Source organism: Aquimarina sp. RZ0 (assembly GCF_008370685.1).
GTDB lineage: Bacteria > Bacteroidota > Bacteroidia > Flavobacteriales > Flavobacteriaceae > Aquimarina.
This window is the reverse complement of sequence record NZ_VTZU01000010.1, coordinates 1-25,521: the sequence shown is the minus strand read 5'-3', so window position 1 is coordinate 25,521 and position 25,521 is coordinate 1. Positions and strand designations below refer to the sequence as shown.

Genomic DNA, 25,521 nt, shown 5'->3' with positions numbered 1-25,521 from the left:
TTGGATTCGCGTATTCATATACAATAACTAACAAAATCGGTTATTGTTATTTACTTCCCAGCATTAGGAATTCATTACAAACTATTTCGGTAATATATCTTTTGATACCTTCACTATCATCATAACTGCGAGAAGTAAGCTTTCCTTCGATAGCTACTTCCTGACCTTTATTAACATATTTTTCAATGATTTCTGCAGTTTTCCCCCAGGCTACAATATTATGCCATTGCGTATCTGTGATTTTATCACCGGCTTTGTTGTAATAATAGTCATTAGTTGCGATAGAGAATTTAGCCAATTTTCTACCTGAATCTAAATTTACAATTTCAGGTTCTTGTCCTAGGTTTCCAATCAACTGTACTTTGTTTTTTAGCGTGTTCATACTTTTAATTTATCGTGTTAAACAATGGATACTATCGAGTTTTTATACCATTTCCAATTTGGATTAACCTGATCTTTCAAAATGAAAGTTAACGGTAACTCAGACTATACTGAACTGTTGTTTTCTTATAAGGACATTCAGATCAGAATTGGTATTAGGTTTCGACGGAGCAAACATATCAAACGACTAAAATAACACTCGGTTAGGAAGTGTTTATTTTCGGTTGTAATCGTTTGTAGTCGTTTAAATGATGTTTTTTATACGCTGATTCTGAATAAAATTCACTGAGGAGAAATGATAAAAGATAGTATCAGGAATTTTTTCTATATTGATTTTGATATTTCAGCTTTAAAAAAAATAAAGACTCTATATCTATTTTGTAGGTCAAAGCAGTACTCAAGATGAGTTCTATTATAAAAATGTAGTAAAGATCATTTGTTTGCAAAAAACTCATTTAGATATACTTCTCTCTTCTGTACTAAATTTGTTGAAGTATATAAATATTACCATAAATGAGTTTTTAGCTTAAAAAACTCAAAAGCATCAGTGATTAACAAATAAATTTGTTCAATTAATAACTAAAAAAGATAGCAAGCAATGAATGATTCCATCATAGAAATATTAAAAACCATATTGAATAGAGATCTACAAAAACTAAAGCTTGAGATAAGCTCATATACAAAAGAAAAGAATTTATGGTTAGTAACTGATCAGGTTAGCAATTCTGCAGGAAATCTTTGCTTACATCTTATAGGTAATCTCAATACATATATCGGTGCAGAATTTGGTAAAACAGGGTATGTAAGAGAAAGAGATCAGGAATTCGCGTTAAAAAATGTTCCAGTATCAAAACTGCTATCTATGATTGATGAGACTATACTGGTTGTAGAAAATTCATTAAATTTATTGACAAGAGATGATTTGCAAAAAGAATATCCGAGAATGTTGCTGGATAAAAAACCTAGTACAGCACTTTTTTTAGTACATCTGACCACACATCTTACGTATCATCTTGGACAAATAAATTATCATAGAAGGTTATTGGATGTCTAAAATTAAAACAGAATACTATGTGGAACGAAAAATTAAAGATTTATGATGCATTGATTGATAAATGTCCCAGATTTCAGAGAAAGGGCAAAACAATGCCTTATACATCTGCAAATGGGTATATGTTTTCATTATTTAATAAGAATTGTGAGATCGGGATTCGATTTTCTAAAGAAATACAAGAAAAATACATTAAAGAATTTGACTCCTCTATCTATAGATCTTATGGAGCCGTTATGAAAGGATATGTTTTGATCCCGGAACGTATGTGGGAAGATCTGGATGCACTAGCTACATATCTTGATGAAAGTTATGAGTATGTGATGACTCTGGATCCAAAATAATTGAAAGATCTATTACGTGAGTATCCGTAAAAAGTATCAGTATAGATAAAATACACTTTCCAGATCAACCTGATGCTTCTGCAAATGACCTCATAATTATAGCAAAGAAAGAATGCTGATACCCAGTCATACATTTTATGTGTTATAACATGTATGATCTAGCCTGAAATTCGCTTTTTTGTTTGCATACTTCTTCATCTGCATAAGTTTTCTTCTTCTGATATAAAATTATATTAATACTAAAACGATACTTTATTTTTTAAGACTACTGGAATGCCTTTTTAGAGATGCGGTTTAAGTTTCTTGTAGGGTTAGAGTGCATATATAAAGAATAAAAACAGTGGTTTTCAGGGGTTGATTTTGATAGAAAGCATGGGTGTAAGCAAGTGTCTTATTTTATAGTTTTGGTAAAAAGTAAGGAAAAAATTGTAGATACTATCAATTCTAAAAACTGAAATGGTAGAAAACTTATTAAGGGTAATAATTTTAGGCTAAAAGGTTTGGCTTTTATAGCATAACTATAGTTAAAAAAAATCAATCAAAAACGGAGAGCAACATTTACATTTTAGAAGCAAAAGTAGTACTCCGGATGAGTTTATAATTATATAATATTGATTCAATCATAAAAAGTGATAGCTATATAATTAGTTTTTTACAACCTCCAGGTCATAAAATGTGGTAGTAGTTATTCTGAAATTTTATCCCTTGAGCTTATAAAATCAAGTTTATTTTTTTTTATCACACGTTTTATAACTGATTTAGTAGAACTCTTAAAACCAATACCTATGAAGGGCTTAACATCACACAAAGGTGTAGTACTTTTTATTTGCTGTATATTCTTAGTTTCTTGCACCAAAGAAATTGACAGATCAGACATTACACTATTAAATAATGAGAAACAGATTCTGGAATTCAAATTTCTTGAAGAAGAAAATGACCAGTTGGATAGCAATATTACTGCGAATATAGATGAAGAAACAAAGGTAATTTCTGTTGTACTTCCCAACGGAACCAAAGTCACGACACTAAAACCAGAAATTATAGTTTCTCAGACTGCATCAATTGTTCAGGATATAGAGGTTTCATTAGATTTTTCTGCACCTATCATCTACAGTATTGTAGCAGAAGATGGTTCTATAGCAGACTATACCGTAAAAGTCAGGGTAATTGCCAGTTCGCCACGAGAAGTTTTAAGCACCTTTTTTGAACAAAATCCAGACAATACTTTGGGCTGGAATATAGAGAATGAAGATATTGCAACCTGGGATGGTGTTATAGTTGTAGACAATAAAGTAGTAGCACTAGAACTTGCCGAAAAAGGATTAACAGTTTTACCTCCGGAAATTTGTGACTTATTTTACTTGAGAACCATGTTTCTGGAAAAAAATATGATTACCAAAATTCCTGTTGAGATTGAGGATTTATCAAATAATTTAAGAACACTGAATCTTGGAGAAAATCAAATAGAAACCATTCCCGAAGAGTTTTTTAGTCTTAAGAAATTAATAAATCTCAAGATGCATACAAATTTGTTAAGAGAAATACCTTCTGATATCAATAAGTTGAAAGCACTCAGAGAATTAAATGTGTCTAACAATTCATTAAGAACAGTTCCCATTGAGTTATTTGAACTCACACAATTAAATTCGTTATTCCTTAATAATATTAAATTAACTAAGGTTCCTTCAGAAATTGTAAAGTTATCTCAACTCACATCATTAGGATTATCCGGTAATCCAATTGGAGAAATCTCTGATCCGATATTAGGCTTAGAGTCACTCACCAGATTGGATATGTACAATGCTAATATAAGTGTCATTCCGTCAGATATTCGTAAACTTACGAAACTAAAAAGGCTACAGCTATCCCGGAATAACTTAACAGAAATCAACGAAAGTATTAGCGATGTATTTATGCTGGAATTTTTATTTCTGAATATAAATACTATTGAGCAAATTCCCACTAAGATAAGTAATCTGATTCATCTCAAAACATTGGATATCAAAGAAAACACTTTTGTAACTATCCCCAATGCCGTTTGCGATCTGGCGAATACTGGTACAGAAATATTGATAGACGAACATGTCACCTGCGGGTTATAAGCTGTATATAGGAAAGAGTAAATAGAATAGTACAAATCAGTTATAAAATATAATTTATATGGCACTTCAATCAACTATCCAACTATTTATAAGGGGCGTTTCTATACAGGCATTCAAAAAATTAACATTACATCAGGAAATTGATGCCCACCATACTATTGAATTAGTTTGCAGAAGAGATGTATTAGAGGATATAACGACAGTTGCAGGTGATACCAGCAATGAATATCTGGGAGAAACAATCCTATTGACAATAGCATCGATAGATGTTTTGAACGTATATAAAGATCTTAAATTTAAAGGTGTTGTTACAGAAATTTCAAGTAGCAGAGGTTTTCTGCATCAGCACGGAGATTTGATCAGTATCAAGGCAAAAAGTAGCTCCATCCTCACAGATGATGGGCCACACTTTGCCTCTTATAGCGATCTTGATCTCTCAACGATTATTACTAAAACCTTTCAACGCTATGATAGAGCCAAACTGGCTACCATTATAGATGCCAAGTTTACCAATACACTTCATTATTGTGTGCAAAATGGAGAAAGTAGTTTTCAATACGCAAGTAGATTGGCAGCTCAATATGGAGAATGGTTCTATTATGATGGAGAAAATCTGATCTTTGGGAAACCGACAAAAACAGAAGAAGTGACACTTACCTATGGTCTGGATTTACAGGAGTTTTCCAGACATATAAAACCATTATCCAATAGGTATGGTTTTTTTACCAATGATTATCTCACCAATGAACAGCACGAAACGATCACTTCAGAAATAAATAGCGGTATTAATGGATATAATGGTTTAGCATCTCAGAAAAGCGAACAGATGTATCCGCATAAGACCAACGTATTTCTCAATACGTATAATGACCCGCAGATAAAACAACGCCTGGAAATATTGGTAACACAGCAAAAGAAGGCAGAAGAAGTAAAACAAGTTATAATTCGAGGCAAGAGTGATAATCCAGGAGTCAATCTGGGGAGTATTATCAAAATACAAAGTGGTGAAGGAGCGTATAAAGTGAGAATTACAAAAGTTACCCATGATGCCACAGAAAATGGGCGTTATATTAATAATTTTGAAGGAGTTTCCATTGCGCAGGATATATATCCAAAAACCAATATTCTCAGACACGCTAAAAGTGATTCACAAATTGCAACCGTTACAGATAATATAGACCCTGATGGTATGAGTCGTATCAAAGTACAGTTCCATTGGCAAAAACAATTAGGAGAGCATACTCCCTGGCTTCGAGTAATGACACCACATTCTGGAGGAGACAAAGGATTTCATTTTATACCAGAAATAGGAGAAGAAGTATTAGTAGCTTTTGAAGGAGGTAATGTAGAAAGACCCTTTGTTTTGGGAGCTCTGTATCACGGAAATGCAAAACCAGAAAGCTGGAAAACGGATAAAAATAATGTAAAGGCAATAAGAACCAGAAGTGGCCATACGATTGAGTTAAATGATACGGATAAAGAAGAATTTATAACGATAAAAGATAAGCATGAAAACCTTATCCATATTGATACGGCTAATAATAATATTACAATTACTGCGCTAGAAAAAATGACCTTGAATTCTAAAAATATGGAAATTAATGTAGATGAAAATTTAGATATTAATGTAGGAAAAGATAAAAGTGAACGAATTGGTAAAAACCATACAGTAAACACAAGTAATAGTATAGAGTTCGCCTCACAAACAAAATCAGTCAATGTAAGTTTGGCCTACACCCAGACTGCAGGAAGTACTAGTTTACTTTCTGTTGCAGGAGATTTGACCATGCACGCAAAAGGCATATCGACACTGCAAGGAAATGCTGACGTTAAAATAAGTAAAGGATAGCTCAATGATTACATTTGTAGAAAATCAAACAACGTTAGGGATAATTCCCACTTTTGGAAAAGTTACATATCATCAAAAAATATTTTCTGAGGTATTATGCTACAGCCAAGTGCAACAACAGACACTCGAGAAAGAAATACAAGTAGAGGTTTTACCTTATAATCCTATGTTTTTTACTTTAAAAATTGTTACAAAGCATATAAACATAAAATTAGATTCGGTTCTTAAAAAACAAGAAGACTTACTTCAAGAAGTTTATGGGATTATGGATACGGTACAATTTAGAATGAATTGGCGGGGAGAATTGATAGAAATTCTAAACCATCAAGAGATTCTAAATAAGTGGAGTGTATTAAAACCTAAATTAAAGCAAAAATATACTGGACAAGCAATAGAACGATATCTATTGGGTATAGAGAGGAAAATACAAAATCATAATAAGCTACTTTCTGATTGTTTACAATATCGATTATATGGATTACTGTTTAATGAGATGTATGGAACTCATAGTAGTGATGCTGAGTTTACTAAAGATAGAGAGCGTTTGTTAAGCAATATGGTATATCAGTTGCCATTAGCCATACGAGAAAAAGTGCTGCTGGAGAATGAAGGAGAAGAAAAAACAATACTTAATGTTTTTGGAACTTTGGATCAAGAACAGCAATATGCCACAAAAATTCAGAATCTATTTAAAAGGAAAAACATTTTAGATCCTAATGGAATTAAATTGGAAAACTATAAAGGAACTTATAGATATGATAAAAAAACAGGAATATTTGATGCCGTTGTACTAGATGTTGTAACAACATATGGTACTGATTATAAAAAGAATCAGAATTATCGATTAACCCAAGAAGCATAAAAAATAAACGGTATGAGTGGAAAAAAATATGTTTGCAATGGAGCAAAGATTGAATGTCCTTTATGTACCAAACCGATAGGTAAACTAAAGGTTACTTCTAATTCGATAAAGTTGCAAGATAAAACGTGGGCAAATATTAAAGACAAAGGAAAAGTTAATTTAAAATTTAGTGGTAAATGTATCAAAAGCCCTAAACAAAAAATACCGTGTAAAGCCGTTATAGCACCTATAAAATGGATCAATACAGGAGAAATTTTAATACAAGGAGATAAAGCATTGCTAGAATGTTCTACCATAAAATGTAGTTATGGTGGCGCGACAATTAAGATAAAAGATCATATCCAGAAATCAGAACCAGACACTATAGAAGCAACAGATATTGATGGAATTGCTCCCGATAGTGCTATATCTCAATCTTTAGTTTCGTCAAAATTAGTAATTTAATTATGATATTAGAATTCGAAAATGATAGAGCTACTATAGAGTTTACACCAGAAGAAGGTATCACAGCAGAAAGTTATACGATGAATGTATATGCCACTGATAAAACAAATGGAGGAGAAAAGAAACACGTATTCACTTCGAGAGAATATCCCTTAGTAGAAGGAGTAAATAACTGGTATATTATAATCGATTATGCCTTTTATAATGAAGCGGCTAAACGAGCCTTTTTTAAAGGAAACGATACATCAGGTCAAGGACGTCAGGCACAATCAGGTAGTGATCCGTCTGTATATAAAACGCTCCCTACGATATTAGAATTTTCCTTTTTTGTGGTGATTAATGGAGAAGAAAATGAAGTAGCCGATATCTTAGAAGTACATTTTATAAGATATATGCCTAGACTATTAAATATCCTTGGGCATACCAATGGAGAAAAGCTTCAAAGAATATGGTTTACAGAAGGTAATAATGTAGATGTGAAAGATGTAGATCCTAAGATTGATATACTATCTTGGGATTGGATTATGAAGGAATCGGAACAAGCGCAAAAGGAGTTCACAGACCTCAATACTCGTGTACAAAATAAGCTTAATGCCTGGACAGATAATGCTACCAAAGATAATGTAAGAAAAGAAATTAGAAAGATGGTAGTCAATGGTCTGGTTACATTACCCACTTCTAACAACTCTACTGTGAGTTTTGGAGTGATGGGTAAAAATATTGTAACATATAATAATCAGTTGATGCCTGATTTCGAGAAATATTATAGTATTAGCAAGCCTTTTGGAGGCGAAGGTGTTGGAGTTGTTACGGATATAGGATTTCATTATTTGACAGATGGATTAGATGATTTTATAGCTTCATTAGCCAATTTTAACTACCACGTACTGGCTACAGGAGAACTCTTTACATCAGGAAATTCTATAACTGTTCACGTAAAACAATTGGGTTTTTATATAAAAGATAAATGGGATTTTATTGATAAAGATGCCACTGAAGCTTCCCAACCTTTAGGATTCTGGAAGATTGTAGATCCTAATACTATAGAGGCTAAGCGAACTGCTGTTGTTAGAAATCAATACTATCGAGTAGTTAATAAAACCTATAGGGACTATAGAGATGCTCATAATATGGGGTATAACTATTTCTTATATTCTACGATACATACTGAATCTGTTGATATAGAATTTCAATTATGAAAATTAAAACAGTGTCTAAAGCAAGAGTTATAAATAACAAAAAACTATAAGACACCATTTTCATTGAGTAGTAAACCAGCCTATAGGAAGGCAAAAATGCATAAGGATAAAGATGAAAATAGAAAGATTCTCCTACAATGAGGGTTATTTAATGTACGCGAATTTGTTCTGACAGATTTTAAGGTAGATTGGCAATTAGAGAATGACAAAGTTTATTTTACAAAATTTAATTTTATTGATCTTACCAATAATTCGTTTGATTGTTATACGTAAAAAATAAAAACAATAAACCATGGGATTAATTTTAATAGTAGTAGCAGTCGTCGCAGTGACAGCAGTGAGTATTGGATTACTTACTAATACGAGTGTCTCTAATCCAACGGACTCTGTACCCGATCTGGAACCTGTTTCTCATCCAAATGAAGGGTCTACAGATGACATTCGACCACAGGCAAGACCAAATGATTTAGATACGAATGCTACTGAATCACCAACAGATACGCAAAGTACTACTGAAGATCTCATTCCTGTAGAAGGTGTAGATGAAAATGCTTCTGGTGAAGTGGTTCCTGATCAAGCTGATTTAGATTCACCTGCGACACCTGCAAACGATGCTAAAGAAGATGGTATCAATGAAGTCTATTTTGCTGAAAAGAAGTATGAACCTAGAGGAAATAAAATAGCTAAAGAAAGTCCATATACATATTACTTCAAAAATAGTCAAGACACAGGTACAAAGGAAAAAAAAGAGAAGGTTGCGCAGGATATTTTAGAAATCGTATCAAAAGAACTAAACCCAAGACATGTTTTTGCTAAAAAAAGTATTATTGAAGCCGCTTTGCAGTACGATTCATACTCTGGAGGAACAGATGGCAATGAGGATGGAGATCACGACGATGATGTAGATATAAAAGGGTCCCCTATTACATTTCATGTATACGAAATGGAAGAAGATTATAACAAAATACCAAGCGCTCCATTAGGAGGTGAGGTTTTTGTTATAGCCAAAACCACCAATCTAGACGAAAAAGAAGTCACCATAACCATTCAGGAAAAAGAAGAATTATTAGTAGGAGTTGATGCTCCATTACCAGTTTTAGAAATTACAGAGGAAACGGAGAATGAAGAAGAACAGGAAGGACAGGCTAAAGGAAATGAAAGTACAGAACTAAAAGCAAACGTCGAAGATGGAATCGCTAAAATAAAGATACGATTACGCCCAAAATCAGATGAAGATTTACAAAAATGGCAAGATATTTTAGCTGGTAAAAAACCAAAGGAAGAAGATGAAGAAACAGAATACGAAAGTGTAGAAGAAATCGAAAAAGGAGACACTGGATCAAGAAACCAAAACAGCCAAGATTCTCCAGAGACTCAACTCACTTTTGGTTTAGAAAATCGAAATATAATAAACAATGATCTTCTAGTTAACCCTTCAGTTCCATTATCATTTCCTGATACTCCTGGACCGACAGCTCCATTAACAAGTATAAGACCAAAAGCAAGACCAGAAGATTTGGTGTCTACTCCTAAAACAGAATTTTTATGGTTAAAAGCTTCTGCAAATGGTGATGAACAATGTCATCATGGTAAGTTTTTAAATAAAGATGATAAGGCATATTTTAGGATTGGGAAAAATAAGGACATTATATTTCCTTTATTAGTGAAACCTCTTAACGATATTGAAGGACCTAACAAAAGACACTATTGGGCTGCCGATAGGAAAAATCAAACAAACTATGATGTAAGAAGAAGTGATACTCGACAACACGCTGCTAGAGATTTAGAGACCGATCCTTTTGAAAATGTGGTTGCTATAGCAGTAGGCGAAGTTTTAAGGGTAGCGTATTTTTATGAAGGCACTTGGCAAATTACCATACTGCATGAAATACCTGATGGCAGAAAATTTATTGTTAGATATGGAGAATTAGATCCTGATGTAAATAATAATTACAAAACAGGTGACAGTGTTGTACAGAGTCAGGTTTTAGGAAAAACAGGAGATCTAACAAGTATTACTAGATTTATGCTACATTTTGAACTATATTCAGGAGAGCAAGGTTATGACCTTACCATACCGTTAGCAGGTGGAGGGAAATTTCAAAGAAGGACAGATTTAATAGACCCTTTAACAATTTTAAAAGAAGGGTATAGGAATACTTTTGAAGAAGGAACAGCTTTTAACGACTGGGCGCATAGTCCTTTTGGTAATAGAATCGCATTAAAAGAATCTCAAAATAATTATAACCTTTGCAATAGAAGAAGAGGTAAAAACGATTATCCAATGGTTAGAGGATTTATAATTGTTGATATGACAATAGCCGAGGTAATGGCTTTACAAAGTGATACTTCGATATTATTTGCGACTGGACGTTATCAGATTGTACCAGAAACATTAATTGAAGGTGTTAGAATGTTAGGGCTAAATGTAAACGAGAAATACGATGAAGCTATGCAAGATAGATTGTTTAATGAATATTTAATTGATGTAAAACCAAATAGAAAACCAATAATTAACTTTTTAGAAAGTGATGGTTCTGTTGAAGACGCAATGTATGCATGCGCTCAAGAATGGGCCGCTATTGGAGTAGAAGTAGGAAGGCGATTAAAAGAAGGTATATCTACAAATGGACAATCATACTATGCTGGTATTGGAGGTAACAGAGCTCATATTAGTCCAGACGAAATCAAAGCTTTATTAATTGAATCAAAAGCAAATATCAATAATTAAAAATTATGAATAAAAAGTTTTTATTTTTTTTACTCGTTTTAAACTTTGCATTTCTGGGTTGTAAGAATACTATTAATCAAGTAAAAGAAGCTGATCATTATGAGAATATATCTTCTGATAAAAAATCATTTGTTATAAGTTGTGGTTCGGGATGTGCGGTAACATATATAGAAAAGAATATTGTAAAAAGTAAATCTAAGGTAAATATATTCTTTGAAGTTATATCCTATATGAATGATAAGCAACATGAATCTTCAGAACAACAAATTACAATAAATGTAGAAAACTCTAAAATAAAATCAATTCAAAATGAGATAGATGGTAATTATGAATCTCTCAATAAAGAAGATAATATATATCTAGAAATTAAGAAAAATTATAGTGATTTAATCAAAAGCAAAGAGATAAATTATTCTGAAGTAATTTCGAAAAATACAGCTAGTTTTGAAGAGATAATAGGTTCAAAACTAGTAGGTTTATCTATTATTAGTGATACTATTAGTAATCCATATCAAAAATATGGATTAGATTTTTCAACTACATGTTATTGTGATGCACCTTCATTCTATATAGATAAAAAACGAATGGAGATTATTGCATTTAACTATTGTGATACTGGTAAAATTCCACATAATTTAGAGCATTCATATAAATATAAAATTGTTACCACTGAAAGTAGTGCTAGAAAAATAACTGTAACCACAACTCTTTCTTTAAATTTTACTTTCACTAAAATTAAAGATCTCCCAATATATGAATTAGAAATAGAAGGTGAACTTCCTACAGAATATATAGGAAACAATTTAAAAAAGGTATTTACATCACAACCTGATAAGTTCAAATCATATGACTGTGGGGATTTTGATGGATAAATAACCAAAATCAGAAAATGATCAGTTCTGAGTTAGTAGGGATGTAACATCATATATCAAGTAATTCCATAATAGATGAGTTGGGTACTGTATATCTTCCCTAAATATCATGTAATCAGCCTCGAATCAACGGTTTTATTTTACACTTTTTCTACTCCACCAACCCTAATTTAATAGCATATTTAGCCAGACCCACCACATTTTTTACATTGAGTTTAGAAATCAAGCTGGTGCGATAGCCTTCTATGGTGTATTTGCTTAAAAATAGTGCGTCAGCAATCTCTTGTGTTGTATACTCTTTGGCAATTAGCTGTAAGATTTCTTTTTCTCTTTTTGTGAGTGATATGGTAGTGCTTGCAGGTTGATTAAATACACTTTTGGTGTAGGCTTCTTTGATGCTTTCAGAAAAGTAATTATCTCCGCTATAAATAGTTTTGATTGCTAATAAAAGTTCTTCTTTTCTGGCATTTTTTGGGATATATCCGTTTACGCCATCTCTGGTAAGTTCAAAAATTTTCTGAGGTTCGGACAACATACTCACAATAAGTGTTTTTATAGTAGGATGTTTTTTTTTGATATATAAATTGAGTTCTATACCGTCCATTTCGGGCATATTAATATCTAGTATGGCCAGATCAATATTATCATTCTGGTTTATATCTAGGTACTTTTTTAGATCTAATCCATTGTTAGCGGTATATTCAATCTCATAATCAGATTCGTGGGATATGATACTCAATAAACCATCAAGAAACATTTTATGGTCATCTGCCACAACTATTTTATATTTGGCTTGCTTTGTCATTAGGTGTCATAGGTATTTTAATTCGTATGGCTGTTCCTCTGTTAATAGCAGAATCAATATCCATATTGGCTTCGAGTAGTGCAAGTCGTTTTTGTATGTTTTGTAATCCAATACCGCTGTTTTCTTTCTTTTTGTCAAAACCAATGCCATCATCTTCAAAGAGAATTTCGATACTGTCATTATAAACATTTAGGCATATTTCAATAACTTTGGCTTTTGCATGTTTTAGGGTATTAGTCATTAATTCTTGTATGATCTTAAAAATTTCAACTTTCTGATGATCGTTAATAGTGTTTATGTCTTCTATGGGATGAGGAATAAATGTAATATCGGGTTCTGTTGATTTTTCTAATGTTTTGAGATAATCATTTATATAACTGGTAAATGCGGTCTGGCTGATTTTTTTTGGGATGAGGTCGTGCGATATCTCCCGTACTTGCTCGTAGGTATCATTCAATTGCTCGATGATCGTATCCTGTTTTTTATCTTTTTGAGAAAGCAGCTGTAATCTTACGGCAGCAAGATTACCTCCGATACTGTCGTGCAATTCTCTGGCGATTCTGCTACGTTCTTCATTTTGAGCAATTACATACATATTGGCGAGCTTTAATTCCTGCTCTTTAAGGAAAGAAGTGAATTTTTGGTTATCCATTTCTTCTTTCTGAGCATTGTATTTGATTTTTACCTGTAGTTTTTGGTAGTACACCAATAATAATCCAATAATAGGAATGAGGATACTAATAAAACCAATCACAAATGATTTTTTTAGTAAATGTTGTCTTTTAATTTCATTTTCTTTGACTAGTTGATCTTCTTTTAATAGTAAAATTTCTTTCTCTTTTTGAGCCGTTTCATACTTGACTTCTAGTTCTGTAACCTCTTTTTTTTGTCGAGCATTTGTCATTGAGTCTTTTAATATATGAAATTGAGTCAAGGCCTTATTTGCAGATTGATGCTTATTAATTTTGGTATAATAATTTGTCAGGTTTTCATAAATATCTTTTTGTATTTTAAGATTAGATATTTCTTTGGCAAGAACTAAACTAGCGCTAAGCATTGCGATAGCCTTTTGAGTATCTCCAAATTTATCTATTACTTCTGCCTTATTCGTAATTGCTGTCAGGCTCTTGTCTTTAAAACCGTAACGATCAGCAATCTCTTTGCTTTTATCAAAATATAGACCTGCTTTTTTGTATTCTTTCTTTTCGAATAAAATAGATCCTATGTTCAAGGTTAGTGTTGCAGAAGTTTTAGGATCTTTTTCGTCTGGTACAAGTTCCAGTGCCTTTATAAAATACTTTTCTGCATTATCCAGATCTCCTTTAAAAAAATATAAAGTTCCTATATTAGAATAATTGCCATAAACTGCTTGTTGGTTTTCTGCGCTTTCAATGCTTTCCTGCAAAAATTGTATCGCTTTGTCATATTCTTTTTTGTTTATATATAAGATTCCCAAATCTGATTTTATAATAGAAATCATCTCTTTATACCCAATTTCTTCAGAAATTTTGAGCCCTTTATATAATATTTCAATCGCATTGTCCATCTGACCACTTCTTCTAAAACAAGATCCAAGCGTACGATATGCTTTTGCCATATGCCTTTTACTTCTTAGATGAATTAATGCAGCTCTGGTATAGTACATAGAAGAATCAACTACACCAATAGTATTAAAATAATTTCCCAGATTAAGTCGAGCTCTTGCTATAATAGAATCAGGATTTTTGTTGTTGTTGGCAATTGATGTTAAAATTTTGTAGGTATAATCCGGGTTGCTGGTCATAGAGTCAATAGCATTGTTCATCCGGATACTTACTTCTTGCCCGATGCAAAGAGAAATACTCAAATAGATAAATAAAATATATGTTCTTTTGAGGTAGGATATATACATTGTAAATACACTAAATTGGTCGTTCAAGGCTAAAGTACGGATTATGGTAAGAATAGTATGTTATATAAAATCAATAATATTTGTGAAATTGAAGTTAAAATATTCTTAAGTTTCTGTCTCAGTTTATACGAATCCACTATAAAGAAGCATTCCTACTTGCTTGTAAATGTGAACTATGTATATCAATGAGGGAATTTTGAGAATCTTAAATATCAATGAGTACTAAAGAAAAGTCTTTTTTCTATTTTTACAAACATACACAAACCGATAAAGAATGAAGAACATCCCTTTGGTGCTAATATGTTGTATTTATTTTCAGGTAGTTGGACAGCGTGATCTTTCGGTTACTATCAGGGATGTGAATACAGATGGAATTGAGGATACTATTCGCTCATATTATGATGGTGGCAGTTCGTTTGGAGGTAAGTTTGTTACGTTGACTAATGGGAGAAGTAATGAAGTTTTCAAAATGGATTCATATGGCTGTTATTGTGCAATAAAGAGTACTATAGTGTTTCCGGAGTCTTTAAACAAAAAAGAAAATATTTCTTTCCTGGAAGTAATGAAAAAAGAATTACTTCCTGTAGAGAAACCTTTTCCTGATCCATCATTGGATTGGATATTACAGGGAATGCATTCTCATAAAACCCTAAAAAAAGACTCTTTTTTTGATCTTATCATACATCCAAAAATACAATGGAATACTAATAAAATAACACTGCCTGATGTCTATTATATAACGATTACGGGAGATACACTTACCGCTTTAAATAATAGTACTAATAGTCTTAAGAAAACAGCTAAGGGAGTATTGATTTATTATGCGCATAATCATTATAGAAGTATAGCTAACGATAGCTTGCAGTTGGTTGCAACAAATGATCTATATGAAATTTATAAAACTTCTCATGGAGTGATTGCTAAAAAAGAAGACAGCCATAAATGGATTTTTATAAGTGATGTAGATTTAACTGGAGCGCCACAGAAATTAAGATGGGAATCTATTAAGCATATAAAACTAATAAGTACGTATATAATACTAGAACAACGTTTAATGCCCGATATAACGCATAATCTATATGTTATTAATATTGAAACGGGTATTGCAGGAAGATTGAAGTTAGTAAATTATGATATGATGGAAAAAGATGATATCGATTCATTAATGATTAATGAAGAATCAATCACGTATACTATAAATGGAAAAAAAGAAATATTTAGGATGACCGATATTTTTAAAAAACTGGAAACACATTACCTTACTAAATGATTAGTAAAGAAAACTTGAATGCATGAAGTGTCGTAGACCTATTCACTGGTTAATAATTAGTTTTGCAATACTATGTTTTGCGTGTAAAGAGAAAAAACATAAAACTGTTGTGATCGCCACTGCAGCCAATATGCAATATGCCATAGAGGAAATTTCTAAAATATTTACAGAACAGACTGGAATACACTGCAAATTAGTAATTAGTTCGTCTGGTAAATTAACTGCACAGATAAAAGAAGGAGCACCTTATGATATTTTTGTTGCTGCTAATATGAAATACCCTAATGATATATATAAGAATAATTTATCTGTACATCCGCCCGAGGTATATGGATATGGGCAATTGGTGCTATGGACATTGTACGAAAACATACAACCAACAGTCAAAATACTTAGAAACCATGAAATACGGCATATTGCAGTTGCAAATCCTAAAACAGCACCCTATGGAGAAGCAGCAGTTGAGGTTTTAAAACATTACAAATTATATGATACCATCCACGATAAATTAGTGTATGGAGAAAGTATATCCCAAACCAATCAATTTATTAGTTCTAAGTCTGCCCAAATTGGTTTTACTGCTAAATCAGTAGTGTTATCATCCGGAATGAAAGATAAAGGGATATGGATCGAGATAGATACAAATGTACACGCCCCTATTAATCAGGGAGTCGTAATGATCAAAGGAACGCAAAATGACCTTAAAGTGATACAACAATTTTATGATTTTCTTTTCTCATTAGAAGCTAAAGAAATACTTAAAGATTTCGGATATTTAGTGTCAGAATAATGAATATCTTCTCCGGACATATCTCTCATATACAAGTAAGCGGTAGTTTATCATTGATTGCTATAGCAATCAATGAAAATGTTACGCTAAAGACAATCGTGGTAGAAACCCCAGAAACAGTCGGGTATCTTAAAAAAGGAAACGCGATCCGTATATTATTTAAGGAAACAGAGGTTATGATCGCAAAAAATGAAATTTCTTTTCAAACTAGTATACAAAATATTTTAGGCGGTACTATCTATAGTATTGAAAAAGGAATAATAGTGAGCAAGGTAAGTATTGAAACAAGTATTGGTGCTGTCGTTTCTGTAATTTCTACAGAGGCGTTAGAAAGTCTTATTCTGAAATTACATCAAAAAGTAGTTGTGATGATTAAAAGTAATGAAATTATGATAGCAGAATGATAGATTGGAACCCGATCATATTAACAGCAAAATTAGCTTTGGTAACAACTATTATACTATTGATTATCTCAATTCCATTGGCATATTGGTTAGCAACTTCAAAATCAAAAATTAAACCTGTAATAGAGACTTTGGTAAGTATGCCGCTCGTATTGCCTCCAACAGTTTTAGGTTTTTATTTATTAATGGCTTTTAGTCCGGGTAATGCTTTTGGAGGTTGGTTACAGGAATATTTTGGGATACGGCTTATATTTTCATTTTCAGGATTAGTGATAGGGTCAATTATCTACAGTTTGCCTTTTATGGTGAATCCCATTCAATCAGGCTTGTCTGGTGTTCCAAAATCACTTTATGAAGCTTCCTATGTACTGGGTAAATCAAAAGTAGAAACTCTTTTTAATGTTTTACTCCCAAATATAAAACCTTCATTACTTACCGGAATTGTACTAGCTTTTGCCCATACCGTAGGAGAATTTGGTGTGGTTTTGATGATAGGAGGTAATATACCTGAAAAAACAAAAGTAGTTTCTATTGCCATTTATGATGAGGTAGAAGCACTCAATTATAGTCATGCAAATACCTATTCATTGATTTTGTTCGGAATTACATTTGTAGTGCTTTTAGCAGTGTATGTGATAAATGGTGGATATCTAAAAAAGTTTTGGAAATGATAGCAATTGATATTCATAAAATCCTGTATACAGCACACGGAAGCATGCTGCTAAGTATCCAATTAGATATTGAAAAAGGCCAGTTAGTAACACTCTATGGAGTATCGGGCTCAGGAAAAACATCTATACTAAGAATGCTGGCAGGACTAATGCATGTAGATAAAGGACGGATTTCAGTTCATGATAAAACATGGTTAAACACTAACGAAAAAGTTCATCGCAGTCCTCAGCAGCGTAAAGTAGGGTATGTTTTTCAGGACTATGCTTTGTTTCCAAATATGACAGTAAGAAAAAATCTGGAATTTGCGTTAGAAAAAGGGCAAGACAGAAGTATTATTGAAGAGTTAATCAATATTGTAGAATTAGAAATGCTACAAGATAGAAAACCAGAAATGCTATCAGGAGGTCAGCAACAACGAGTAGCCCTGGCAAGAGCATTAGTCCGTAAACCTGAACTACTATTATTGGATGAACCACTTTCTGCACTAGATGTCAATATGCGCAGCAAGCTACAAGATTATATCATAAAAGTACATCATCAATATGAACTGACAACCATTTTAGTAAGTCATGATATTAGTGAGATCATAAAAATGTCTGATAAAGTCTATTGCCTGGAAGGCGGTAAAATAGTAAAACAAGGAGATCCAATATCGATATTTACGAATAATCAGGTGAGTGGCAAGTTTCAGTTTACAGGAGAAATCATCACAATTAAAAAAGAAGATGTAGTGTATGTAGTAACCATTCTTATCGGTCAGAATGTGGTGAAAGTAATTGCACAGGAATCTGAAATCTTAGATTTAAAAACTGGAGACACCGTTATTGTAGCTTCCAAAGCATTTAATCCCATACTCCTGAAAGTAGAAGGATAATGTAGTTAAAAATGAGATAAAAGAGTTATTAATTTAGCGGATCATTTTAATTTACAGTAATTAGTTCTCTTAGTGAAACAGGTTGTCCTGTATTAGAATATCCTTCCATAACAATTTCATACGTTCCTGTATTATCTGAAGTAAAAAAATCAAATGATGGTTCAATAGTATTTATTTTAAAATCAGGTTCCCATAATAATTGAAGTCTGAAATCTGGAGTCTTATCTGTTTTAGAATTGAGACCATGATACTGATTGTAATATTTCTTTTTTGGGAGTGTCTTGGATAATTGAAATTTCTTTATATAATCGATATCCAAAGTTTTATAAAAATCACCATCTATTGTTTCAAAATCTAAAATTCCTTCAAAAATTTGTTCTCCAAGAAAGTGTTTATCTCTGGAGAGGGTTATTTTTTTTACTTTCCTCGCATCATATTCTATTATTTTAGTATGATCTTGTATAATTATACCATCTACGATGACTAATGGCAGATGATCCGGACCATTATACGGAGGGTATTTATAGCGCACTTGAAAAATAGAATTTTCATCAGAAAGTTTTTTAATCCAGGCATTATTAATAACCTCTACCAGAGTTTCTTTAATTGTTGGGAATCTCGTGTAATCATCTAGTTTAAAAACTGTTACTTGGTCACCATAAAAAGGTTTAATTTTTTTAAGAGTAACTAAGGTGTCTGGTTTCAGACTGAAGTATGCATTCTGTACCTGATTATAAAAACTTCTATCTAAGATCATTTTTTTCATGGCTGGAGTAATCCTAAATTTATGAAACATCAGATCATCATAATTAATAGGTTGTTTTTCCTTTAAACTAATATCATATTTTTCTGGATTACCTATAAGTTGTATAAAGACAGTATCTCCTAGATACTGTTTATCAAGGGTAAAACAAAAACTTCCGTCAGTGTCTGTAGAAACGATCTTTATTTCATATTCTCGTCCTGGTATGGAGATTCCTACTTTTTTATCATGTATTGCGGTAGTAGCTATTGTAGATCTAATCTCACCACAAATTAGCTCACCTCTTAATTCTGGGATTAAGATATGGTTAACCGATGATTTTAATTTCTTATCACTAGTTTTGTTTAATTTTAGTCTGTTATAAGTCTTACTCGAATACCTAGCCGGGATGTTGATAGTATCAATCTTACGAACCGAAATTGAATAATGACCTTGTTTGTAGAGATCAACATCTCCTTTAATATGCACCGCTACTTTTTCTCGTTTCTTGTAATCTTTTTTATTAGTAACAAAAGAAATTGTATTTGAATTCGTATGTGTTGGATTACTGATTTTTATAGGGTTATTAACAGCAGTTTTACCCGAATCACTTAAAATTCTTTTTTGATTTCCGCGATATGGGTTTATAATGCTGATATCGCTTTGAAAAAGAGAAGAAATGGCACCATTTCTCATCCATTGTGTATATCCTATTAATTTGTAATTTCCTGATTCTATTGCTATCGGAAGGAAAAAATCTCCTTGACCTACTCCCTGCTCTAATTTTACTTTTTGCTTTAGCACTATTTTTTTATCTTCACTTACCAGTTCTATATATCCAATTTTACTAAGGGTACTAAGATTTTTTGTTTGAGAGTTGGTACAGTAAAACGTATAGTACATATACTCTCCGGCAAATAGTAAAGAAGTGTTGTGATGAATATATACATCTTCTTTTGGCATCTCTATAGCTTCCTGGTTTACTACATATTGTTGGCTGATTCCTAGCCGAAATACACTAAGAATGATGATGTGTATTAAAATATTTCTTATCATATATTTTATGTTTAATCTTCCCAGAAATCAGGAACAATATTACTGCCCAATACATTACAATCCCCACAAATTTGAGGGACTATAATGTATAAACTATTTATGTTGTCTACTGCTACTAATTTTAATTTTGCTTTTATAAAGCCTATTATTGCAGTTATGTCAGAGAACTCTACCTCAACAAGATTACAGCTAACAAAAAAAGGAGGTCTGGTTTCGTTAGAGAATAAATCTCTAAAATTAAAGAATACTCTTTTTGAGGCTACAGAAGAAATACCAAAATAGCCTAATATTTTTTCTTCGGGATTATCAGTAGAAGAAATATTTCCAGATATAAAACCCGGCTGCGTCTGTGAAAATAAGCTCTCTGGGTCAGAAAATTCGCGAAGTGTTTCATAAAAAATTTGTGCATCTCGCGATTGCGTCATTTGCCTAACCAGGATACTATACCGACTTCTTAAAATAGGATTGTCTTTCTCAATAAATCGAACTGGGAATCTAATTATACTGTTTTCGCTAAGATTATCTGTGTTTGATAAAATAATAGCATTTGACAAATCAGTCTTATAACAAACCCGTTCTTCTCGTATTCTTGGTACAACTGAAACCTCTGGAGGATCTTCGGATACGATATTTAAATCAAGACCAGACCAGAAAGGAGGAATTATTTGATATGTTTCTTCATATTCATACCTATAATATAATATGCCATCTTCAGGGCTGGAGCTATCTGTAAATATAGAGATTCCGTCTACTCCTTTGTCATTTATAATGCGCTCTGCATAGACATTATCAATAATTGCTTTTTGAGGAAGTGTACCAGATTCAGAAGTATATGAATTACCATCACGAGTCTTTATGAATAATTGATAACTGCGACCCGATTCTGCACTAAAAGGTAAAATAGAAACATACTTTCCAGGATCAGTCTCCTGAAAAGTGTATTCATTTTGCTGATCATCTACAACTTTTACTTCTGCATCGCTTTCTCCATTGATTGTAGATTCTTCGATACGAAAAGTTTTGGAAACTAAGACTTCTTGTTGCTTGAATTCATCTGTAATCACCCCTTCGACTATTAAAATACTCTCAAAGGTTTCTGTTTCTATCTCAAAAGGTTCAACACAGCTATGAGTCATTATGGCAATAAAGCTCATTGCAGAAAAAAGTAGCATACTTTTTATTTTCATAGCATATTTTATTTTTATTATTTACTAAAATTTAAAATTATATGTTACAGAAGGAATTGGTATGGAAAAAATAGAGCTTTTTAATGCTTTTATTTCTCCATTTTCTGTTACAAAAAATACAGAAAAAGGATTATTTCTCCCTAATACATTATAGATCGAAATAGTCCAGAAACTATGTGCAAACTTCTTGATTTTATGATTTCCTTCTATATTAAAACCAAGATCAAGTCGATAAAAATCCGGAATTCTAAATTTATTACGATCACTAAATACAACAAATTCTGATCCGCCAAAATTAAATCTCCCTACAGGAAAAGTAACGGGTCTTCCTGTTTGATATACAAAATTTGCAGATAAGCTAAAACGTTTGGTAAATTTATAATTAGCAACCATACTAAAATCGTGTGGTTTATCAAAATTAGTAGGAAAAAAATCGCCATTGTTAACGCGCTCTTCATTAAAATCACCATCTAGCTTGAGAAAAGAACGAGAATATGTATATCCAAGCCACCCATTAAGCCGTCCCTTATTTTTCTTTAAAAGGAGTTCAACACCATAAGCCATACCGTCTCCTTGCAACACTTCTGTTTCTATATTTTCATTAAGTAATATTTCTGCTCCTGTTTTAAAATCCAATATATTAGTTGAGGTCTTATAAAAACTTTCAATACTTAATTCATAGATGTCATCATTTAAGTTTTTATAAAAACCAAGAGCGTATTGTGTTGCTTTTTGGGGAGCAATATTTAGATCAGATAATTTCCAGGTGTCTATTGGGGATATGGTAGTATTATTTGACAATCTATGGATATATTGAGCAGTATTATTATAACTTGCTTTTATAGAAAAATCTGTGCCTAAAAGATACCTTAGAGACAGTCTTACCTCTGGATTACTATATGTTTCTATAATTTCATTAGTGTCAAATTCTAATACTTCTACGACCGTGCTTTCATTTCTGGGTTGCCCTTCCTGAAATACTTTTTGAGAACTTTTTCCCAGTGCATTATACAATGAATATCTCAACCCTGCATCTATAGATATGTTCTTGTTGAGATCAAATCTCCCTGAAAAAAAAGCGGCAGATTCTAGCCCTCTTTCTTTATCTATAAATAATGGATCTACAATCGATTCACTATTCAAAGGTTCAATACTACCTGGTTGCAGGGTGTATAATTTACTCGAGAGGCCATACTCAAATTTGAATTTTTTACTATGCAGATAATCCATTTTCAGTTTAAGCTCAGTTTCATCTACACCAAAACCTAAATCAAAGTCGTCATTCGTATCTCCATCAAATTTTATATTAAATTGATAGTTGCTGTTCGCCAAAATAAGTTTACCTCTATTTTTGTCATTAAATTTATGATCCCATTTTAATGATAAAGACCTGTTACTGTATATGTATAATGAGTCCGAGGTGATACTGAAATCATCTCGGCTAAAATAAGCCGTGGCATTTACTTTGTTATTGTCATTAATTTGATGATTATATTTACCAATAACATCATAAAATGAGGCTTCACTATCTTGCAATGATTCTTCATCCAATGATCTTATAAGCCAATTAGCATAGGCGCCTCTACCACCTATAAGGAGTGATGATTTTTCTCTAACTATTGGTGTTTCTAAGACAATATTTCCTGTAATTGGACCTACAGAAGCTTCTCCGGAAAATTTATCCTTATCTCCATTTTTAGTTTGTATATCAAATACAGACGATAATCTACCTCCGTATTCTGATGGAATATTACCTTTATAGATATCGATATTTTGTAAAGCAAATGGATTTAATGCAGAAAAAATACCAAAGAAGTGTTGTGGGTTATATATCACGGCATCGTCTAGTAAAATCAAATTTTGGTCTGTTTTACCTCCTCTTACATTAAACCCGGCTGACCCTTCTCCTGTTGTAGAAATACCAGGAAGTGCTGTTGCAACTTTTAGGGCGTCTCTTTCTCCCAAAACTAAAGGGATGTTTTTAGATTCTTCTACATCAATGTTAGTTACTCCACTAATAGTTTCTTTAACATTTTTGTCAATGTCAGCTTTAAGGATAACTTCATCTAATAATTCTAAGCTTTCATCTAGCGTGAAATCTAATTGTCCATTATTATAAATTATAACTCTTTTTCTGGTCTCTTTGATTCCCAAAGAACTAGTTTCTAAGATATTTTCTCCAGCTTTAAGTTGGATCTCGTAAAATCCATTTTTATTTGTCTGAGTGCCTATATCCGTATTTTTGATGGTTATTGCCATATTTGGAATAGGCCTTCCTGTCCTCATATTTTTAGCATATCCACTTAGCCTAAATGTTTTCTGAGAGTTGTTTTTATTTTCTTTACCAATTCTTACAGTTTCTGTGTTATTAGATACTTTTTGTTGTTGGTAAAAAACAGGGTTAATTTCTGTTATCTGATTAATTGTACCATCTTCTTTTTTAGATTCTAAATTCCCAAAAAAGCCTGCAGGCAATTCATTGTAAATAATACTATTTTGTGTTAAAATAATTTTTTTATCAGCAGTAATAAAAAAATTGATAAGAGTATCTTTAAAAATTTCGATTAGAATAGTCTCTAACTCTGTATCAATATAATTTCCTGTTATTTTCCTGTTATCAAACCAGTTGTCAGCATAAAAGGCGCTAAACTCTGTAATATTCTCTATCTGATCTAAAACATCTTTAATACTTGAATTTTCAAATGACAAAGATACTTTTAGCGCTTGTTCCTGTGAGAATATAGAAGAGATACTAATAAATAAAAATAATATATAGAGTTTTTTCATATTGTTATTAATTATTTTTTTTTAGTAGTAGCAGATCTATTTTTTTTAACAATGACTGATAAAATAAATCTGGATTTGATTTTTTTATCGTTCTGGAGGAGTTGTAGAAATTAGCAACCTCTTTTTTGAATTCTGGAAAAATTTTGGAGAGATCACTTTTGCTTTTGATAACCTGATACGAGTTGTTATAGTAGATTACATAGTGGTGTTTATCTAAAAAATCATAGTATACAAATCTATTTCGAGCTCTCCTTTCTCTATTCTTTAAGTACTTTTTGAATAGTGAAAAAGTAGCTGTTTCTAATAAAACCTCATGAAAGCCATCTATACTTTTTTCTAATTCTTTATCAGGATTAATTTTTATGAACCTATGGTCATCTATGATAAAACCTTCTACTTTTTCTTTGATAAGTTTTAGCACAACTTCTGCATAATTTCTCTTTAGTTTGATTAAAACGTCATCGCTGTATACATCATATTGTATTTGTTCATCAAAAAATACCTGACTATCATAGTAAACAACTCCATTTTTAAATTTTGAGCCCTTAAAAAATTGATGGTTTTCATTGATCGTTCTATATCTATTTAAATAAAGTACTCCGTTAAACAAGCTTGTATTCTTCTTGTCAATAATTTTATCAAAAGAATTATAATATGTGTTTTCTTGTAGAGAAGTTTGGCTATATGATAAGGGAAGAATTGAAATATAAAAGAAAAGTAAAGTGAAACCAATATTATGTTCTGTTTTCATAAATATTATTTAATTGAAAGATTCTTGTATAATAATAAAAGAATAGAAATATGAACTAGATCTGTTTTAATATAATTGTATGTTATAAGTTTTTTTACGAAAAATCTTCCCCCAATTGATCTCAAATGTAAATATTTTCACTAACTTTTAAATAATTACTTTTTTTAATAACAATACCTTAACAGTGGTTAACCAGTATTTTAATTCAGGTGTTAATATGTTGACTGAAAACTAGGTGTTTTACTATTTTTGTGGATATTTCATAAATTGTATTTTAAGTATTTATATGCTATATTTTTTTATAAAACTGTTTTTTCTGAAGATGACTTGTGGCTATTTCGGAGTGACCGTGCCACCTATTTCGGTCAAATGGTGCCACTTTGAGAGATACTGCAATTATAGTTAAATTTTATTATTATTGGTTTTTTAATTTTCCTTTTCTTAACGATTCACCCAC

Annotated in this window: 21 protein-coding genes; 14 read left to right on the top strand and 7 right to left on the bottom strand. The window is 31.9% G+C overall.

All coding sequences use genetic code 11. From position 1 onward, the window contains the following. Nucleotides 1–46 precede the first annotated feature (46 nt). Nucleotides 47–382, bottom strand: a complete 336-nt coding sequence (locus F0000_RS05945; protein ID WP_149623799.1) for a single-stranded DNA-binding protein — start codon at nt 380–382, stop codon at nt 47–49. 597 nt (nt 383–979) lie between these two features. Between F0000_RS05945 and F0000_RS05940 the strand changes: the two genes are divergently transcribed. The 9 genes from F0000_RS05940 (at nt 980) to F0000_RS05900 (ending at nt 11,835) form a co-directional block, all read left to right on the top strand. After that, nucleotides 980–1,435 carry a DUF1572 family protein gene (locus F0000_RS05940; protein WP_149623798.1) on the top strand — a complete coding sequence of 152 codons (456 nt, stop codon included), beginning with the start codon at nt 980–982 and terminating at the stop codon, nt 1,433–1,435. A gap of 17 nt (nt 1,436–1,452) precedes the next feature. After that, the gene (locus F0000_RS05935; protein WP_149623797.1) at nt 1,453–1,776 is read left to right on the top strand and encodes a hypothetical protein; all 324 of its coding nucleotides are present in this window, start codon (nt 1,453–1,455) and stop codon (nt 1,774–1,776) included. A 785-nt stretch (nt 1,777–2,561) separates the two neighbouring features. Continuing rightward, a complete protein-coding gene (locus tag F0000_RS05930) occupies nt 2,562–3,878 on the top strand; it encodes a leucine-rich repeat domain-containing protein (protein ID WP_149623796.1) in 1,317 nt (438 codons plus the stop codon). A gap of 58 nt (nt 3,879–3,936) precedes the next feature. Continuing rightward, the gene (locus F0000_RS05925) at nt 3,937–5,727 is read left to right on the top strand and encodes a type VI secretion system Vgr family protein (RefSeq protein ID WP_149623795.1); all 1,791 of its coding nucleotides are present in this window, start codon (nt 3,937–3,939) and stop codon (nt 5,725–5,727) included. Nucleotides 5,728–5,731: 4 nt separating this feature from the next. Beyond that, nucleotides 5,732–6,589, top strand: coding sequence for a hypothetical protein (locus F0000_RS05920; RefSeq protein WP_149623794.1), 858 nt, complete (start codon nt 5,732–5,734; stop codon nt 6,587–6,589). Nucleotides 6,590–6,601: 12 nt separating this feature from the next. Then, nucleotides 6,602–7,033, top strand: coding sequence for a DUF4280 domain-containing protein (locus tag F0000_RS05915; RefSeq protein ID WP_149623793.1), 432 nt, complete (start codon nt 6,602–6,604; stop codon nt 7,031–7,033). 2 nt (nt 7,034–7,035) lie between these two features. Then, complete coding sequence (locus tag F0000_RS05910) at nt 7,036–8,232, top strand: DUF6402 family protein (protein WP_149623792.1); 1,197 nt, start codon at nt 7,036–7,038, stop codon at nt 8,230–8,232. Between the two features lie 292 nt (nt 8,233–8,524). Further along, nucleotides 8,525–10,963: a M23 family metallopeptidase gene (locus F0000_RS05905; RefSeq protein WP_223148874.1), complete on the top strand. Its 2,439-nt coding sequence runs from the start codon at nt 8,525–8,527 to the stop codon at nt 10,961–10,963. A gap of 5 nt (nt 10,964–10,968) precedes the next feature. After that, nucleotides 10,969–11,835: a hypothetical protein gene (locus F0000_RS05900; RefSeq protein ID WP_149623791.1), complete on the top strand. Its 867-nt coding sequence runs from the start codon at nt 10,969–10,971 to the stop codon at nt 11,833–11,835. A gap of 151 nt (nt 11,836–11,986) precedes the next feature. Here F0000_RS05900 and F0000_RS05895 read toward each other — a convergent pair whose 3' ends face one another. After that, a complete protein-coding gene (locus F0000_RS05895; protein WP_149623790.1) occupies nt 11,987–12,640 on the bottom strand; it encodes a response regulator transcription factor in 654 nt (217 codons plus the stop codon). Continuing rightward, a complete protein-coding gene (locus tag F0000_RS05890) occupies nt 12,618–14,486 on the bottom strand; it encodes a tetratricopeptide repeat protein (RefSeq protein WP_188112025.1) in 1,869 nt (622 codons plus the stop codon). The genes F0000_RS05895 and F0000_RS05890 overlap by 23 nt, the downstream gene beginning before the upstream one ends. A 319-nt stretch (nt 14,487–14,805) precedes the next feature. Between F0000_RS05890 and F0000_RS05885 the strand changes: the two genes are divergently transcribed. The 5 genes from F0000_RS05885 to F0000_RS05865 are packed head-to-tail and all read left to right on the top strand — an operon-like array spanning nt 14,806 to nt 18,541. Beyond that, nucleotides 14,806–15,801, top strand: a complete 996-nt coding sequence (locus F0000_RS05885; protein WP_149623788.1) for a hypothetical protein — start codon at nt 14,806–14,808, stop codon at nt 15,799–15,801. A 22-nt stretch (nt 15,802–15,823) separates the two neighbouring features. Further along, nucleotides 15,824–16,591: a molybdate ABC transporter substrate-binding protein gene (gene modA / locus F0000_RS05880; RefSeq protein ID WP_149623787.1), complete on the top strand. Its 768-nt coding sequence runs from the start codon at nt 15,824–15,826 to the stop codon at nt 16,589–16,591. Beyond that, a complete protein-coding gene (locus F0000_RS05875) occupies nt 16,591–16,995 on the top strand; it encodes a molybdopterin-binding protein (protein ID WP_149623786.1) in 405 nt (134 codons plus the stop codon). Before modA ends, F0000_RS05875 begins: the two co-directional genes overlap by 1 nt. Beyond that, a complete protein-coding gene (modB, locus tag F0000_RS05870; RefSeq protein WP_223148873.1) occupies nt 16,992–17,666 on the top strand; it encodes a molybdate ABC transporter permease subunit in 675 nt (224 codons plus the stop codon). The genes F0000_RS05875 and modB overlap by 4 nt, the downstream gene beginning before the upstream one ends. Continuing rightward, on the top strand, nt 17,663–18,541 hold the full coding sequence (locus tag F0000_RS05865; protein WP_149623785.1) for a sulfate/molybdate ABC transporter ATP-binding protein: 879 nt from the start codon (nt 17,663–17,665) through the stop codon (nt 18,539–18,541). Before modB ends, F0000_RS05865 begins: the two co-directional genes overlap by 4 nt. A gap of 46 nt (nt 18,542–18,587) precedes the next feature. On the opposite strand, the gene F0000_RS05860 is transcribed toward F0000_RS05865, so the two are convergent. From F0000_RS05860 to F0000_RS05845, 4 genes are read right to left on the bottom strand one after another with little or no spacing between them, the layout of a single operon-like run. Continuing rightward, nucleotides 18,588–20,339, bottom strand: coding sequence for a hypothetical protein (locus F0000_RS05860; RefSeq protein WP_149623784.1), 1,752 nt, complete (start codon nt 20,337–20,339; stop codon nt 18,588–18,590). Between the two features lie 11 nt (nt 20,340–20,350). After that, nucleotides 20,351–21,526, bottom strand: a complete 1,176-nt coding sequence (locus F0000_RS05855; RefSeq protein ID WP_149623783.1) for a DUF4249 domain-containing protein — start codon at nt 21,524–21,526, stop codon at nt 20,351–20,353. Nucleotides 21,527–21,550: 24 nt separating this feature from the next. Beyond that, nucleotides 21,551–24,313: a carboxypeptidase-like regulatory domain-containing protein gene (locus F0000_RS05850; protein ID WP_149623782.1), complete on the bottom strand. Its 2,763-nt coding sequence runs from the start codon at nt 24,311–24,313 to the stop codon at nt 21,551–21,553. A gap of 7 nt (nt 24,314–24,320) precedes the next feature. Further along, nucleotides 24,321–25,064, bottom strand: coding sequence for a hypothetical protein (locus F0000_RS05845; protein WP_149623781.1), 744 nt, complete (start codon nt 25,062–25,064; stop codon nt 24,321–24,323). Nucleotides 25,065–25,521: the final 457 nt, after the last annotated feature.